Annotated in this window: 14 protein-coding genes; 10 read left to right on the top strand and 4 right to left on the bottom strand. The window is 52.0% G+C overall.

The window, feature by feature from the left end:
* Positions 1–216 (top strand): hypothetical protein (locus HEQ50_RS12745; protein ID WP_211089327.1); only part of this gene is annotated, 216 nt, incomplete at its 5' end.
* 15 nt (positions 217–231) lie between these two features.
* Here the strand turns inward: HEQ50_RS12745 and lepB are convergent.
* Positions 232–816, bottom strand: coding sequence for a signal peptidase I (gene lepB / locus HEQ50_RS11640; protein ID WP_168900670.1), 585 nt, complete (start codon positions 814–816; stop codon positions 232–234).
* A 183-nt stretch (positions 817–999) separates the two neighbouring features.
* Here lepB and HEQ50_RS11635 point away from each other — a divergent pair, with 183 nt between their 5' ends.
* The 4 genes from HEQ50_RS11635 (at position 1,000) to HEQ50_RS11620 (ending at position 4,923) form a co-directional block, all read left to right on the top strand.
* A complete protein-coding gene (locus HEQ50_RS11635) occupies positions 1,000–1,392 on the top strand; it encodes a cytidine deaminase (RefSeq protein WP_168900669.1) in 393 nt (130 codons plus the stop codon).
* A gap of 188 nt (positions 1,393–1,580) precedes the next feature.
* On the top strand, positions 1,581–1,931 hold the full coding sequence (locus HEQ50_RS11630; protein WP_168900668.1) for a PadR family transcriptional regulator: 351 nt from the start codon (positions 1,581–1,583) through the stop codon (positions 1,929–1,931).
* A gap of 1 nt (position 1,932) precedes the next feature.
* Positions 1,933–3,360 carry a DUF4097 family beta strand repeat-containing protein gene (locus tag HEQ50_RS11625; RefSeq protein ID WP_168900667.1) on the top strand — a complete coding sequence of 476 codons (1,428 nt, stop codon included), beginning with the start codon at positions 1,933–1,935 and terminating at the stop codon, positions 3,358–3,360.
* Positions 3,361–4,380: 1,020 nt separating this feature from the next.
* Entirely contained in the window at positions 4,381–4,923 is a 543-nt protein-coding gene (locus tag HEQ50_RS11620) for a MarR family winged helix-turn-helix transcriptional regulator (protein WP_168900666.1), read from the top strand.
* Positions 4,924–5,342: 419 nt separating this feature from the next.
* Here the strand turns inward: HEQ50_RS11620 and HEQ50_RS11615 are convergent, their stop codons facing one another.
* The 3 genes from HEQ50_RS11615 to HEQ50_RS11605 all read right to left on the bottom strand — a co-directional run bounded on the left by HEQ50_RS11615 (position 5,343) and on the right by HEQ50_RS11605 (position 8,182).
* Complete coding sequence (locus tag HEQ50_RS11615) at positions 5,343–6,671, bottom strand: MFS transporter (protein WP_168900665.1); 1,329 nt, start codon at positions 6,669–6,671, stop codon at positions 5,343–5,345.
* A gap of 45 nt (positions 6,672–6,716) precedes the next feature.
* Positions 6,717–7,238 carry a DUF1440 domain-containing protein gene (locus HEQ50_RS11610; protein ID WP_168900664.1) on the bottom strand — a complete coding sequence of 174 codons (522 nt, stop codon included), beginning with the start codon at positions 7,236–7,238 and terminating at the stop codon, positions 6,717–6,719.
* A gap of 125 nt (positions 7,239–7,363) precedes the next feature.
* Positions 7,364–8,182 carry a hypothetical protein gene (locus tag HEQ50_RS11605; protein ID WP_168900663.1) on the bottom strand — a complete coding sequence of 273 codons (819 nt, stop codon included), beginning with the start codon at positions 8,180–8,182 and terminating at the stop codon, positions 7,364–7,366.
* Positions 8,183–9,106: 924 nt separating this feature from the next.
* On the opposite strand from HEQ50_RS11605, the gene HEQ50_RS11600 reads away from it, so the two are divergent.
* The 5 genes from HEQ50_RS11600 to HEQ50_RS11580 all read left to right on the top strand — a co-directional run bounded on the left by HEQ50_RS11600 (position 9,107) and on the right by HEQ50_RS11580 (position 16,039).
* The gene (locus tag HEQ50_RS11600) at positions 9,107–11,377 is read left to right on the top strand and encodes an excinuclease ABC subunit UvrA (RefSeq protein ID WP_168900662.1); all 2,271 of its coding nucleotides are present in this window, start codon (positions 9,107–9,109) and stop codon (positions 11,375–11,377) included.
* Positions 11,378–11,695: 318 nt separating this feature from the next.
* Positions 11,696–12,085 carry a tautomerase family protein gene (locus HEQ50_RS11595; protein ID WP_168900661.1) on the top strand — a complete coding sequence of 130 codons (390 nt, stop codon included), beginning with the start codon at positions 11,696–11,698 and terminating at the stop codon, positions 12,083–12,085.
* A 171-nt stretch (positions 12,086–12,256) separates the two neighbouring features.
* Positions 12,257–13,102 (top strand): GRP family sugar transporter, encoded by an 846-nt coding sequence (locus HEQ50_RS11590; RefSeq protein ID WP_168900660.1) that lies wholly within the window; start codon positions 12,257–12,259, stop codon positions 13,100–13,102.
* 123 nt (positions 13,103–13,225) lie between these two features.
* Positions 13,226–14,761 (top strand): hypothetical protein, encoded by a 1,536-nt coding sequence (locus tag HEQ50_RS11585; protein ID WP_168900659.1) that lies wholly within the window; start codon positions 13,226–13,228, stop codon positions 14,759–14,761.
* Positions 14,762–15,217: 456 nt separating this feature from the next.
* Entirely contained in the window at positions 15,218–16,039 is an 822-nt protein-coding gene (locus HEQ50_RS11580; RefSeq protein WP_168900658.1) for a WxL domain-containing protein, read from the top strand.
* Positions 16,040–16,182: the final 143 nt, after the last annotated feature.

Genomic DNA, 16,182 nt, shown 5'->3' with positions numbered 1-16,182 from the left:
GCTCAAAGCGAGGGAAAAGACAGCACTTCGGCTTTTCCCGATCCTTCCCACAGCGATCCAGACCAAATTTGGCGAACGGTAAGGCGGCCAGTACGCGACAATCATATTATAATGGCTGTTATCCTTGTCACACCAGGATTCGTAGCTGTTTTCTATCTTTCAACCTTTAGTAAGGGATTAGAAAAGGCACTATCAAAATTGATTGATGGCGCCTAGGCGTGAATTTTAAATTTAGCTCGCCATATCATTCACATTGAGCCGATGCTGCTTGGTTCCTTGCCAGAAAGGCACCTTCACGACCCCCATAATCTTATCGGCGTCCACGTAGCCCCAAGCCCGGCCGTCTTCGGAAATACTACGGTGGTCACCGAGCACGAAGTAGTGGCCCTTAGGGACTGCGTTACCTTGGTACGCCCAGTGGTGGGCCTTGGCCAGACTGCTGAGCGTCCAATTGCCCGTGCCGGTCGTGCGTTCGGATTTACTGATGAATGACTGGTTAATCTTACGGTTATTGACGTAAATGTAGCCGTTCTTGCTGACGACCTTATCGCCCGGCATCCCGATAACGCGCTTCACGTAGTTGGTGTTCTTGGCGGCGGTTGGATCCTCACCGTACGCATCAAAGACGATGACACTCAACGGTTTGACCTTGAGTGGTTTGAGCACCAGCATGCGTTCGGTATCAGCCAGATTGGGTTCCATGGACCCACCAGAGACCTTAACGACTTCGAGGCCGTACGTGCGTACCAAGAAGACCAGTATGAGCGCGACCAGAATGGGTACCACCCAGCTTAAAATATTGCGTAATAGTTTCATGTGAACAAAGCGCTCCCCTAGACAAGTTTAATAGCTCTAAGTTTACCACGCGATTTCTCCCCCTCGCCAATTTAGCGAAAAGTTAAAGAAAACCCTAGAAATTTCGTTCAAATGGTAGCGCTTTCTTTGAAACTATGCAACAATTAAGAAGCAACGACAGACATACGCTAAGGAGGAAACACCATGGCAGAGCTAGAAGAATTATTGCAAGTTGCGACCGATATGTTGGAGCGGGCCTACACACCATACTCGCATTTTCACGTGGGGGCGGCGGCAGTCGGCGCCAGCGGCAAGATTTACGGTGGCTGTAATATTGAAAATGCGGCGTACGGGTCAACGATGTGTGCCGAACGAACGGCTATTTTCTCCGGCATCGCGGCGGGTGAAAAGCGGTTTACCGAATTACTCGTGACGGGAAATACCGAAGGGGCAATCGCGCCGTGCGGGTCGTGTCGACAGGTCATCAGTGAGTTCTTTGATCAGGACGCCGTGATCTACCTGACCAACCAAAAGGGTGCGCTGGCCGAGACCACGGTGGCGGGCATCTTACCGGGTGCTTTTCTGGAATTGAAGTAATAAAATCGTTTGTTACATACGGGCTGGGAAGCTGATCCCAGTCCTTTTTTAGGCTCATTTTGCTTCAGACTAGCGGCTAAATAGCGCTGAATTTGAGAGATAAAATACTATCTCAGATAAATTACTTTGACACACATAGTAGTGTGTGATACATTAGACCCATTGAAGCAGTGAAAGGAAGTGGCGACATGGCTGAGGTGATCTCCAAGGATTTAATCCGGGGCCATACGGATACCATTGTGTTAAATATTTTACAGCAGGGCGATAGCTACGGGTATCAGGTGGCCAAGCGGGTGCGCGAGCTCAGTCACGGCCATTACGACCTAAATGAGGCCACGTTATATACCGTGTTTCGGCGGCTAGAGAAGAACGGGGCGCTCACGGATTATTGGGGCGATGAGACGCAGGGGTCTCGCCGCAAGTACTATCACGTGACGGACGTTGGCCAGACCATGTTGGCCGAGAAGACGGCGGCCTGGCGCTTTGCCAAGCCAATTATTGATGAATTGATTACGGGCAAGATTACCAAGGAGGATTAGCATGGACGATATGACAATGGAGATTCGGACGCGGTTGGATGAACGGTTTCGCCAGTACCAACCATCACGGGCACTGACTGAATTAAAAGAAGAGTTGGTGGGTGACCTCACGGAAGCCGTGACGGAAAAGATTAATCAGGGGATGGACGCACCGTATGCGGTCGATGAAGCCATGCAGCAACTGGGCGATATCGACAGCCTCCTGAAGGAAGTCGCCGATGAAGACGCTGCGAAGGCGGACGCGGCCAAGGATGAGGCCGACCAGTCGCAACGCAATCGGGATACCCATTCTCACGTTCAGATTGGGAAACTTCACATTACGGATGATCAGGTCACTTGGGGCGATCACGTGGTCGTCGATGGTGACGGGGACAAGGTTGATTTAGGCAAGCTGGTTCAGGTTGATGGCGACCACGTGTCGGTGGGAAATGGCTTTATCGATGTCAATGGCGATGACGTTAAGATCAATGGTGAGCGCCCCCAGCGCGCTTACGTGGGGTCACTGAAACTGGTCAACACGCAGTCTTTCGCGGTCAACGACCTCGACGAAGTGGCGATTAACTATCCAGATGCCGCCGTTAAATTGGGTCAGGCCAGCGCGTCAGAGATTGTGGTTAATGAGTATATGAGTCGCGACAGTGAGCGCTTCTATCTGCAGAGCCGCCAGTACGGTTCACGGCTGGAATTGAATCAGGGTGACCGACCGCGGCTGTGGCCACTGCACGTCCGCACCGAGATTTTTATCCCCAGTACGCTAAAGGGACGGGTTCGCGTGCACGCCGGCAATGGCAGTCTGGAGGTCAGCGACTTACGGTCTAACGCCGATCTCGACATTCATGCCACCAATGGCGCCATTCGGGCCTTTAACAATCAGCTGATGAATTTCACCATCCGGGCCACGAATGGGTCGGTGCGGGTGGACCAATTGAATGCCTTGAAATATCAACTGATGAGCACCAATGGTTCCGTTACGCTGACGAATGTCGAGGGCGGCGGTCAGGTTGAATCGACCAACGGGGCCATCCGGGTGACGGATCACAAGGGGGACGTGAACCTGAATTCCCGCAACGGCGCCATCAAGATTGATGGCTTACAAGGGGTGATCGCAGCCTCTTCGCGTAACGGGGCCATTCGCGTTCAAGGACTATCTGGTGGTGGGCGTTTCCACTCTGGCAATGGCCGGGTCAACGTCGGCTTAACCGATCTGACCAGCGATGTGACCATCACGGGCAATGCTAGCGTTGCGGTCACCGTGGGGCCTGGGACGGCGTACAATCTGGATGTCCGTAACGATGACGGCACGGTTCAGGTTCCACGACTAGCCCAACTGACCCTCGATGACCGTCACCACAAGATTGGCACGATTGGTGAAGACGCGACACAAACGGTTAAAATTGATACGGTTCACGGCAGCATTCACCTCGATTAAGTCGCCTGCACGCTGACACTTTAGCGATATCACCGCACGTTTAGTGTTTTTTCAACTATCGTAACCGGAGACAGCTAGAGATGTAGGCAGCCGCAGGTGGTTCGTTGATGACTAATTTAATAGCGATAAACCTTATCAACTGGGGACTGGAGCGTGTCCGTGAATTTTCAACCTTTAGGCATTTAATAGTAACGATAAAAGCAAGAGCCTGGACGTTTGTCCGCGGCTCTTGTTTTTTGAGATAATATTTTTATGGCAAAGCGATTGGACCCCTGCAATGAATTAAACTGTGTAAAATTCCGAATGTTACCAGTCACTATAGATTGGTGCATAATTCAGCGGTCGTGACGCGGTATAATCAGGTGTAATCTTAGTTGGTTTTCCGATTTTTTAGCAATGGAGATGGGGAGTTGAAAGGGGAAACAATGGGAAAACATAAGGATTACTGTCAATTGTAAATAAAATACCAACAATTTGCTAAAAAAGGTTTATTTTTTGGGTGAGAGAGGCGATACTAGAGGGAGTTACTACATGGGAGAGTCATAAAGATACCACCAAGATTGAAATTGGTGTAAATGAACGCGGCTGATCTGTGTTAGGGGAATTTCACAGGAATGACCAGCTGCGAGACCGAGATAGACCGTTGTCGATGAAAGATAATCAACGGTTCCCGTGTAAGTAACGTCTCGCGTATTGACCGTGGTCAATTGATTGTTTTGATAAGCTGTTTGGAGTAACGTTCTAATTTGGTGACGAGCTTGGGTGAACATAAATATCACGTCCTTGATGGGAAGATTAGTTCTATTATAGAACGTGTGTTCGATTTTGGAAACCTCTAAAAAGAGTTTTATTGGATAAGATAGTTTGATAGTAAAAAGTAAGTAGGGTTATCCACTTACATAATATTGACCGGTGACTTGGCTGGCCTTTTCAGCTAAACTAAACCCGAGGGGTGTACCCAAATTAGGATGGTAATAGGCAGCGCCCGGCGCTGAAACTAGAAGGAGTAATGGATTTATAATGACAGAGACGACGAATGACAACGTAACGGAAGCAGAATTGAAGAAAGAGTTTGACGACTTATACATGCACATCTTTAAGTATATTGGTGATTTCGTTTCGATTCCGACGCAAAAATACAATTTGACCTTTGAAGCCTTCATGGTGATGGAAAACGTTGCCCGGAGTAAGAATGGACAAACGTTGGTTGAACTTGCCAAATTAGAAGGCGTCTCCAAGAGCGCTATCGCTCGTCAGGTTAATGTATTACTTAAGGAAAACTACGTGATGCAAAAGGTAGATCCTAATGACCGTCGAGTTAAGTACATTACCTTAACGGCGGCTGGCAGTCGGGTTCAACGGAACTTGGCACAAGCCACCGATGAACGGTTCCACCGCTGGTTAGGCTTCTTCGGTAAGGATGAAGCGGAACACTTCATCAAGGTTCTTCACCGCGCCAATGATCGCGCTGTGGCGGCAGGCTTTGTTGGGTTTGACAGCTTACACGATAAGCGCCGCAATTCTAACCGTGGCCGGACGCATGGTAGCCGGACCACTGACTAATTTTTCGTAAATAAAAAGGCAGTACGAGACCGCATTATCGCGGATCGTACTGCCTTTTTTCATGGTTGCATGCTTAGTTGTAACTAGCCGCCTTGTCATTCTCACAAAGTGGTTATCAACAAATCCAATATACAGGGGAAACCAGTCGCCTGCGGTTGCCAGCAATTCCGCCTGCTGTGGGGACCGCCTACAGCCAAAGGACGGGCTTCCGGCTCGCTTGGAAGCCTTGCACAAGCCCACAAGTCTCCCAAGTCGTCACACGGTTGGCTCCATTACTGGCCGCCTCCGGCATGATACTGGTTGTCATGGCTGTTGTGTTACCCCCGTAACCGACAAGTAGTATTGACGAGGTAACACGATTTCGGTTAACAACCATTACTGTGCGGACAGTCAGGCAGCAATAATCGTCAGCGAAAGCCCTAAGCATCCCGATCAGCTGGGGTAATCTTAGCCTGTAGGGTGCGTTCGTCGTAGAAGAGGAGAATCGCAAACATTACCACGTATAACAGCAACGGTAACCACGCATAATTCAACGTGATCATGTGCTGCGTCGCGATATTTTGGCTGTGATTGGCCGCATACCCCGATAGATGGAAGAGTCCCGCCGTGATGAGTCCGCCGAGCCCTAAGCCCACGTTGACGCCGAAGTCATCGGTCGAGGCCAGGATGCCCTCGGCTTGGATGCCCAAGGCCATGCCATAACGAATCGTATCGGCGATCATGATGGAGACCAGACCGATAATCAGTCCGTTTCCCACGGAGTTGAGCAGAATGCCGCCGAAGATAACGGGCAGGTGATCACTGACCACCCCAATGCTGAGCACCAGTTGGCCCAGTGCCGCGAGCGCGATCCCGCTCAGCATCGTCCGTTTCTTGCCCCACTGACTAGCAGAATGGACAATCAACAAGACGCCAATCAAGGCGGCAAAGGTGAAGCCATTGGCATAAGGAACCAATGCTTCGCTGTGTTGGATGTATTTAAAATAATAAATCGTGGTTTGGTTCTTAATCGCCGTGGTCAGCCAATACAACAGAATCACGACTGAGATGATTAACCACGGCTTATTTTGGCGTAACATATGACTCACGGCTCGCCAAGATTGGTGAGCGTGTTCGGGATGGCTGAAGCGTTCGTGGACGTGGAAGAAGGTGTTCCAGATCAGCGCCAGTGAAATGGCGCCGAACAGAATAATCGTCAACAGGAATCCTTGTTGCTGGTTGCCGTGGCCAAAGAGGGCGACCAGTGGCAGGGTGAAGACGGCCACGATAATTTGCACGGAACTGCCACAGAATTGACGAATGACACCGAGGACGGTCTGTTCCCGGTCATTTTGCGTCAGCGTGGGCAGAATCGAGGTAATCGGCAAGTTGACCGCCGTGTAGAAGAAGCCCAACCCCAGATAGGTCACGTAGGCCCAGATGAGCTTCCCGGTAGGGCCAAAGGGCGGCGTGACAAACGTCAGGATGGCGAAGATCACGTAGGGCAATGCGTACCACAGAAAGAACGGCCGACTCTTCCCCCATTTTGAGTGGGTGTGGTCGATCATCAACCCGATGAGGAGACTCTCCACCACATCGGCGAGGCGGGCGACGACAAACAGAATGGCGGCGGCACTGGCGGATAGTCCGTAGATGTCGGTGTAAAAGAACAACAGATAAGTGGTCATCATTTGGAAGACCAAGTTATCGGCGGCATCGCTGAGCCCATAGCTCAATCGTTCCGGCCACCGCGTTTGCCAAGCATTCATCCGAGAGACCATCTCCAATTCATTCTATTTTAGCGGGACAATTGGTTACTTACGCTTCTCGGCGACCAAGCGACGGTAGACTTCCGCGCCGACTAAGTCGTTGGTCACCATCCAGGCGATGTGACCGAGGGCTTCGGAGACGTGCTCTTCACCCGGTTGATCCTTTGCGGCGGGCACGGTTCCCATGGCGGGCATGATCCCGAGGTGAAAGGCGATCCAGATGGCGAGGCCGAACCAGGTGCCCGCGTCCTTCTTGATGGCGGGAATCTTCTCGCCAATGATCTGATAGAGCACGGCAAAGGTGGTGGAGAACCCGAAGTGAATCACGTAGCTCACCCAGGGTAATTGGTGGCCCGAATAAGTATAGGTGGCGTGGGTCACCTTCGCGGGAATGCCGAACTGTTCCAGTAGCGTCTGGGGAGGATTGGTGGCATCGCGTTCTTCAGTACGGGGTGGCAGGACGTTCTCCCAGCCGAGTTTGACGAGTCCAGAGACGACGCCAGCGGCACCGCCGGCCAGGACTGCGGCAGGTAAGTTAATGGGATGTTTTTTAAATAAAGACAACATGAGATTCCTCCTTAAATGAGTCATGAACACAGAGTTGAGTATAGTCGTTTTGCGTCGAAAGTTGGGTAATTTTGCTTGCGGAACCAGTGGGTTAGGTCGTGGCGAGTAGTGGTCACCCGCCGAAATCAGGGCGTTGTGGAGGCGGGATCGAATTTGACGTTAGCGTCCTGATGGGCAATCTTAGTCAGCGCCAGTTCGGAATGACCGGCAGATCGGTAATAGCCAAAATCATGCTGACCAATCTGCACGGCCCTTGGGGAGGTCAGTGTATAGGGAACGGTAAAGATTTGATGACGGCTTTTTTGATAGGCAATGGCTGACGGGGTGGTCGTGGTGGCTGATTCCTTAAGCGCGTACGCCGCGACTTTAATCGTTTCCTGCTTGACGCGGTGCTGTTTTTTCACCACGGTCACCGAAAACGGTAATGGACTGGGCGCCTTGAACGTTATCGTTTTGAGATGCGCCAGTAACTGTCGATAATTGGCCACGGCCCGTCTGTCGGTCTTGATGGCCGCAAAGCTAACGACGGTGGCATGTTGGTCGGCCTTTAAAATCCGTTTTTCTTGGGCCAGACCGTGCTTGGCGGTGTTCATTAAGGTTTGCCGTTTTCGGACAAACGCTCGCTTGGCAAACGTGGTCCCTTTTTTCTGTAATTGTGGCACGGATAGGCTGGCGGCCGCGCCTAAGGTGAAGGATGCGGGCACCTGAAAGGCTGTGGCTCGGCCGTTTTGAGTAATCGCAACGGCCTTTAGCGGCGTGCTTGACCGGGGCGTCTTCGTTCCTCGGGCAATATACCAGACTTGGGTTTTCGCTGTCCGGCCGGTTTGGCCAAAGGCAATATCACTGGCATGGGAATGGGACTGACTAGTCGCGGATTGGTCCCCGCAAGCGGTCAGGGATAACAATAGGGGGATAAGTAAGATTAAGAACCATTTTTCTTTCACGATTTGCCTCGCTTTTCTCGAGCGCTCTGGTACGCGCTATTTTTATAATTAAAGGTTAAAAGATAGAAAACAGCTAGGATTCCTGGTGTGACAAGGATAACAACCATTATTATGATAGTCGCGTACTGGCCGCCTTACCGTTCACCAAATTTGGTCTGGATCGCTGTGGGAAGGATCGGGAAAAGACAAAGTGCTGTCTTTTCCCTCGCTTTGAGCCGTCAGCCCGCGTCTCAAAGACGCCAGTTTCCAAGCAGAACACTTGGAAACTCCCACGGCTGAGACCAAATTTGACTCACTCACGGCTATATGAGATATGTCCAATTAAACTGGCGGAACGTTGCTAATCCAGCGATGTTGCCGCACATTTAGTCGATTTCAACCATCGTAACCGGAGGCAGGCAGAGATGTAGGCAGCCGTGACAGCGGTGTTAGCTGATTTTCAGCTTACAGCGCGGGACGCGTTTGGAGACTGACGGGTTTCGTCAGGCTTCAAACCGAGCCGGAGGACCGCTGCTCAGGCCGCAGGCGGTCCCCACAGCGCCGGAATTTCTGGCAGCCGCAGGTGGTCGTTGATGATTAATTTTATGGCGATAAGCCTTGTCAGCTGGGGTCTGAAGCATGTTCGTGAACTTTCAACCTTTAGTTTTATCATTCAAATTATATACCGAATTTAAGATCGGTGCCCAACGTTTCATTGTGCGCAGCAAGCTGTTACACCGGCGTCTTTCAGTGATTGCTCAGTGTCTAAGCCGCTACCTAAACGCAACAGCTATCATGATCAAGCCTGCGAACTGGTGTTCCGTTTTAGAGTATGTTAAGCTGGTTTGGTAGTGTGCGCAAGGTCGTGAACGCTCAGGGTAGAAGTAGTGATGCGTCACGACCCGCATAAGAAGTTCGGTGATGGGAAATGAAGGGAGTTTGGGCATGCAAACAACTTTTGAACAGGGGTATATTGAGATTCAAGATGCCACGCAGAATAATTTGCGGCACGTCAATCTGCGGGTACCGAAATACCGAACCACGGTGTTTGTCGGGCTATCGGGGTCCGGCAAGTCTTCGCTGGTTTTCGACACGATTGCGGCGGCCTCGCGGCGAGAATTGAACGAGACCTTTCCCAGCTTTACGCAACAGTATCTGCCGAAATACGGGCAGCCCCACGTTGGGCACATCGGCCATTTACCGGTCGCCATCGTGATTGCACAACAGCGTCTAGGCAAGAATGCGCGGTCGACGCTGGCCACGTACACCGGGATTTACTCGTTGCTGCGGCTGTTGTTCTCACGAATCGGCAAGCCGTTCATTGGCTTTTCGGATAATTTTTCGTTTAACCTGCCGCAGGGGATGTGCCCGGCCTGTCAGGGACTGGGGTACGTCGATGATATTGACGAGCACCAACTGATTGACCCGGAGAAGTCATTGAATCAGGGGGCCATCACCTTCGTCAGCTTTGGCCCGGATACCTGGCGTTGGCGGCGGTACGCGACCAGTGGGTTATTTGATGATGACAAGCCCATCAAGGACTACACGCCTGAGGAGTATGAACTCCTGATGCACGCGCCCCAGCAAAAATTGAAGCATCCCGGCGAAGGCTTTCCCCGCACGGCGCTGTATGAGGGCGTCGTTCCCCGGATTCGGCGGTCCGTGATTGGCAAGAAGGAGGCGGCTCATCACCGCGAGGCCATCGCCAAGATCGTGACGCGCAAGCCGTGTCCAGTCTGCCACGGCACGCGGTTGAAGCCGGAAGTCCTGACCAACCACATCAACGGCCGGAACATCGCCGAAGTGTCGGCCATGGATTTGCGGCACGTGCTGGCCTTTTTACGGGCGATCACGGCGCCACTGGCCACCGATGTTGTCCGCGAGCTCACCACGAAGATTCAGTCGCTGGTCGATATCGGGCTGGGCTACCTGACCCTTGATCGGGGGACCAGCACGTTGTCCGGTGGTGAGGCCCAGCGGATCAAGATTGCCAAGTACCTGACCAGCGCGCTGGTCGATATGGTCTACATCCTGGATGAACCCAGTGTGGGCCTGCATCCCCACGATATTCAGTTGATTAAACAAGCACTGACCAAGCTCAAGGAAAAGGGCAACACGGTGCTAGTGGTGGAACACAACCCGGCCATGATTTCGTTTGCCGATTACGTGGTCGAGATGGGGCCACTGGCCGGTCAGGGTGGTGGCACGGTGACCTTCACCGGAACGTATCCGGAGTTGTTGGCTTCCGATACGTTGACCGGGAAATGGTTGCGACGGCCACATCAGTGGGGAGTAGAGCGGCAATCTTCGTCGCATTTGGCCCTGCGCCACGTGACCGAAAATAACTTGCAGGACGTGAGCGTGGACGTTCCCCTGGGCGTGATGACCGTGATCTCCGGGGTCGCGGGCTCTGGGAAGTCCTCGTTGGTGACCGCGCTCAAGAAGCAATTAACCGAGGACTATATCGACTTGGCTCAGACGCCCGTGGGCATTAACATTCGCTCGACGCCGGCGACCTACCTCGGAATCTTAGACGAGATTCGCAAGCTGTTCAGCCAGGCGAACGGCCGCGTCGGGACCAGTATGTTTAGCTACAATGGTAAGGGCGCTTGTCCGCGGTGTAAGGGGAAGGGCGTGACGATTACCAACATGGCCTTTATGGACCCCGTCGTCCAGACCTGTGAGCTCTGTCAGGGTAAACGGTATAGCGAGGAAGCCTTGCAGTATCACTATCAGGATAAAACGATTGCGGAGGTGCTCCAGCTATCCGTGAAGGCGGCCACGAACTTTTTTAAGGACACGCCCAAGTTGGCCAGTCAATTGGACAACCTGGATCGCGTGGGCTTGGGCTACCTGACGTTGGCGCAACCCCTGACCACGCTGTCGGGTGGCGAGCTCCAACGGTTGAAGTTAGCGGTCGAGTTAGGTAAAAAGGGAACGGTTTATCTGCTGGATGAACCCACGGCCGGCTTGCATTTAAAGGATACCGATCGGCTGATGAAGTTGTTCAACGCGCTGGTCGCGGCGGGCAACTCGCTGATTATTATCGAACATAATCTGGCGGTGATCAGTCAGGCCGACTGGCTGATTGACGTGGGTCCGGATGCTGGCCGTTATGGCGGTCATATCCAGTTCAGTGGGCGGCCCCGTGAGGCCACACAACACGCCGATTCACGGACGGGTGTGGCGTTGAAGGCGTGGATGGCAGAGGATTAAGTGTCGAAACCAGGCGGCTTCCAGCGAAAGCGACTGTCTTTTCCGCCCTGCTACAGCTAATTTTATGGTGACACGAGGAGTCTGGGTGTTTTTTACCCAGACTTTTTTTCAAAAACGATTTAAAATTGACAATTGTCAATTGTTTAGTGGCCGATTCCGGGTAGAATGAATCTTGTTGTTAGGGTGGTTGGTCAAGGACAAGTCAAGTTGTGACAGTCAACGGCCAAACTATGCTAGATTAAACGTACAGTTATGCGGGAAGCGGGACCAGGCCGACCGCGCAACTGTCAGAGACGAAACCAAAAGGAGATCGAAACCATGCCATTAATGCGAATCGATATGTACAGAGGCCGCAGTAAGGAAGAAATCAAGACGATTTTGGATATTGCCTACCAGGTTGCCACGGAAGAGTTACACCTGTTACCGCGTGACCGTTACCAAATTGTGACGCAACACGATCCAGAAGAGATGATTGTTTGGGATGTCGGCTTGGGTTTTGATCGGACCGAAAAGACGTTAATCTTCAGCCTGACGACTAGCCCACGTGAAGAGGCTGACAAGGAACGCTTCTATGCGCGATTGGTGAAGGAATTGGAAGCCGGCGCGGGGGTCCCGCCAACCGATGTCTTGATTAACCTGACCACCAATACCAAGGCCGACTGGAGCTTTGGCAACGGCGAAGCCCAGTTTATGAACGGCAAGCTGTAAATAAGAATTGAGAAGACGTTGGGCGCTGGCCTGACGCCTTTTTAGTTGTCTAGGTCGTAGACGGATGGGGGCAAAACGAAAATTCGGGAAAACAACGTGATTCGATATTGACAGCGCTTTCAAAAATGGCGTACGATTAACTTTACTGAAGTGAGAAACTAGGTGAGCGGAATGAACATCGTAATTGGCCTGATGCCAGCACTCTTTTGGGGAATTCTACCGATTTGGATGCAGGGACGGACCGGCGGCAACTGGACGGAACAACTGTTGGGTACCAGCGTGGGTGGCGTGATTAGCGCGATCATCCTACAGCTGATTTTTCACTATGACTTCAACGTCACGGATTTTATCCTCTACTTCTGTTCGGGGGTCTGCTGGAGTATCGGTCAGGGCGGTCAGTACTGGGGCTACGGTGCGCTGGGCGTGAACAATGCGGTGCCGTTCTCGACGGCCTTGCAGATTATTGGGAATTCCCTGATTGGCGGCTGGGTCTTCGGCGAGTGGGTTGGCTGGCACGACAGCGTGCTGGGTGTGATTGCGTTGATCATTATTCTGGCCGGGGTAATGATCAGTAACGGCGTGATTCACGTTTCACGCAAGGACCTGGGGGCCTATGGCTTGTTGATTGTGACTTGCGTGGGCTATTGGGGCTATTCGGGCTTTCCTCACTATGCGGTAGCGAAGGGCCTCAACGGGTTCTTGCCACAGACGTTGGGGATGATGGCCGGGGCCCTGACAATCTACGTCGTTGGGCGCAAACGGATTCCCGGGCAAGATCCCTGGGGATTACGCAACATTACCTCTGGCTTTATCTTCGCCGTCGCGGCGGGGACTTACCTGATGTCGCTGAATCTAAATGGCTTGGTGAACGGCTTTGTCCTGACCCAACTGAACGTGGTCGTGGCCACGCTACTCAGTGTGGTGGTGTTAAAGGAAGCCAACCTCAAGCAGCTGATTCCTAAGGCGATTGGCCTGGCAATCCTGATTGGTGGCGCGGTGATGATGGTACATATTTAGCTGGAAACGAGAGACGCCAGATGGGGCGTTTTTTTAATTCATATTTAAAACGTACGTTCCCCCATTGGCAGAGTTGTGGTATGCTTAAACAACGACTTTTAACGATGGAAAGGACGACTTTTTATGACCACCACGCTCCTCACACCGGCGCAGAACCGGTTTCTACAACTTACCCAGCCAGCGCTGGCCTTGCCCGCGTTGACGCGGGTACTGCCGGTCTTGCGCGATCACCCCACGGTCAAGGACACCAGTGACTTTTTGACGCGTTCAACGCGAGAACTGATTCAAGAACAGCGAGTTGATTGGTTGGTGACCGGGAGTTTGGCGTGGAAACTGTTGGCGCGTTTGCCGTATGCCATCAATGCCAGCGATCGACGGGCGGACTGGCGCCACTGCGCGTTGTGCCATAAGCCCGTCCGCTACGAATATCACGTGGTCTTGCGGGCAACTGGCCGGGAGATCTTGGTGGGGTCCGAGTGCGTGAAGAAGTTTATGAGCGATGAAATGCAGTATTTGATGGCGATTACGACCGAGGATAATTTTCACGCGGTCGCCCAGTATGACACGCTGACGGACCACTACCCGGTCGTGCCGGAGATTCTCTGGCGAAAAGACGCGCTACCCCAATTGCCAGCGGACCACCGTCAGCGCCAGCGTTGGGTCCACAAGGGAACGAAAGCGACGGTCACCGGGTACTTGCGCCAGCGAACGCAGACGCTACCAGAGCCGCAGCTAGCGCCCTATTTAACCGAGTATGATCACTTGCGAACGGTGGAACGGCGGGCGGTCACGGTGCAACGCGAGCGGGAGCGGGTCAAGCAGCAGCGGGCCCAGGACTTAGCCACTAAAGAAGCGCAGGTGGCTTGGGAGACGGCCAATGCGGCGCAGTCCACTGCGGAGAAAAAATTACGCCAGTCAGCCGCCTACCAGACTTATTTGACGGCGGTGGCGGCGCTCGTGACGCAACACCTTACATTGGCCGCGTTCAAGCAACAGGTGGCGACCATCGATATGCCATCAAGCCTACGCCGGTTGGTGAATTCCTATCAGCTTGGCGTCATGGCGACCGAATTTGCCCGAACCGGCCAGATAACGGCGGCCCGCTTACAGATTGTGCCCCGTTATCTGGTCGCCGATCTGAACCGCATCAGCCGGCAATTGGCGGCACAGCGGCAACGCGATTGGGATGATGATCTCTTTAATGCCGCGGTGGGGTTCGAGTTGACGACGACACAACGACAAGCACAATTGGAAAAATTGCGCCAGTGTTGGGAAGGCCAGCAGATCCCAGCGGCGGTCTATCCGCAACTCCTGACCGTGAAGCAACAAGTCACCCAGGGTCGGCCGCTCCCAGAAAGTTGGCCAGCCGGATTGACCCATGCCTTCCAGCAACGGTTGGACCGTCAACCCGCAACCGACTGGGTGCCGGCACGAAAAAATCACATCACGCCGGAACAACTCCGCCAGTTGTTGGTTGAAAAGGCTGACTTTGCGGCTGTTGCAACGACTTTTCACCGATTGTACGCGTTGCCGGATGCAGAAGAAGCAGTGACGCTGTCTGCACTCCATCAGTATTATTTGTTGGAATCAGATCGTCAGGCAGGACGTGCGGCCGCCACGCAGAAATTGGTGGATCAGCTGTTACAATCAAAAAAATAAAAGCATCGTCTCGTTAAGTGCGAGGCGATTTTTTAGTCTCAGGTAAAATAGTTGGACACTTTAATGAAAGAGGGGCGTGATGCCGAAGCAGCTAAATGATGTTTGACCACATTTGGTTAAACGCCGAAAAATAACGGCATATATAAATTTTACTTACAAACTTGATACCGATTACATGCCCTGATATAACGGGATTTATAACTAAATTGGGTTATTTTTAAAAAACTTTCATTTTTAATCGAAAAAACTATTTACAGGCAGACCTTCTCACGCTATAATGAACTTGTTACATATTTAGTAAAGCGTAACGGCTCACTAGGGGAGCGTTACGGAAGGTGCCACCATTAACTACGTGAAGATAGTCTTTGCGGTGACTAGTGGTTAAGGGGAACTGGCTTTACTGAGTATCTGTTGAGAGATTTTGAGGACAAACCAAAAATTGAGGGGTGCTTAATCATGAAAAAGACTGTAAGTAGTATTTTATTAGCAAGTGCATTATTGTTGGGGGCCATTGCACCAGTTACGGCAAAGGCAAATACAACTGGGGATGGATTTAGTGGGACGACTAGCAGTACCGTAACGTTCACGAAGCCAGCTGATACGACGACACCAGTTGATCCAACCGATCCAACTAAGCCGGTTACTCCTACTGATCCTAATGATCCCAATGGTGGAACTAATCCGAGTGGTCCTTTAACATTCTTATATGTTTCAGACAGCATTGATTTTGGATCTACTAGTAACCCGATTAAGTCACAAGTATCCGGCGTACAAGATGTCTTTAACGGAAGCAATAACGGTAAGAATGCGGATGGGACGGCCGCAACTAATGATGTTTCTGTAACCAATAAGGGCATCGACACGAATAAGACGTTACTTACCGAAGTTTCCGATACACGTGGGACTAACCATGGCTGGATCGTTAGTGTTGGTAGTTCTGTACTGGCAGGTAAGGACGCTAACGGCCAAAGTATCGGTAACTTAGATGGTGCAGCCTTCAATTTAAAGGGTTCAAAAGCAACTATCTTGAATTCTGGAACTGGGACGACTGGTATTACGGGTGAAGATACTACTACTGATGAAGGTGGTACGACAGGAATTGCTGCTGATGGAAAAACGACGCACACCATTTACACTGCTGCTAAGGGCCAAGGTGCCGGTGCAACGTCAATGCAATTGGATCCTTCAAACGTTGTATTGAGTGTTCCAGCTAACGTCAAGACTGGTACTTACACGGGTACCTTGAACTGGACTCTGGCTGACACCCCAGCTAGCTAATTATCAAAAAGCGAGGAAAGGTGTCCATTCTGTGCGAATGAACACCTTTTTGCTGTGCGCCCGGCATGGGCGCTAACTAGGCGGTGAAAATCCGCTGTGGGCCGTAGTAGTCGGAACCACGAGCCGAAGGCAAAGGTGTCCAT

The sequence above is a fragment of the Lactobacillus sp. HBUAS51381 genome, from assembly GCF_012641095.1.
Taxonomy (GTDB): Bacteria; Bacillota; Bacilli; order Lactobacillales; family Lactobacillaceae; genus Levilactobacillus.
Note: the sequence above shows the minus strand (reverse complement) of the source record. Positions and strands in the feature narration are given on the sequence as shown.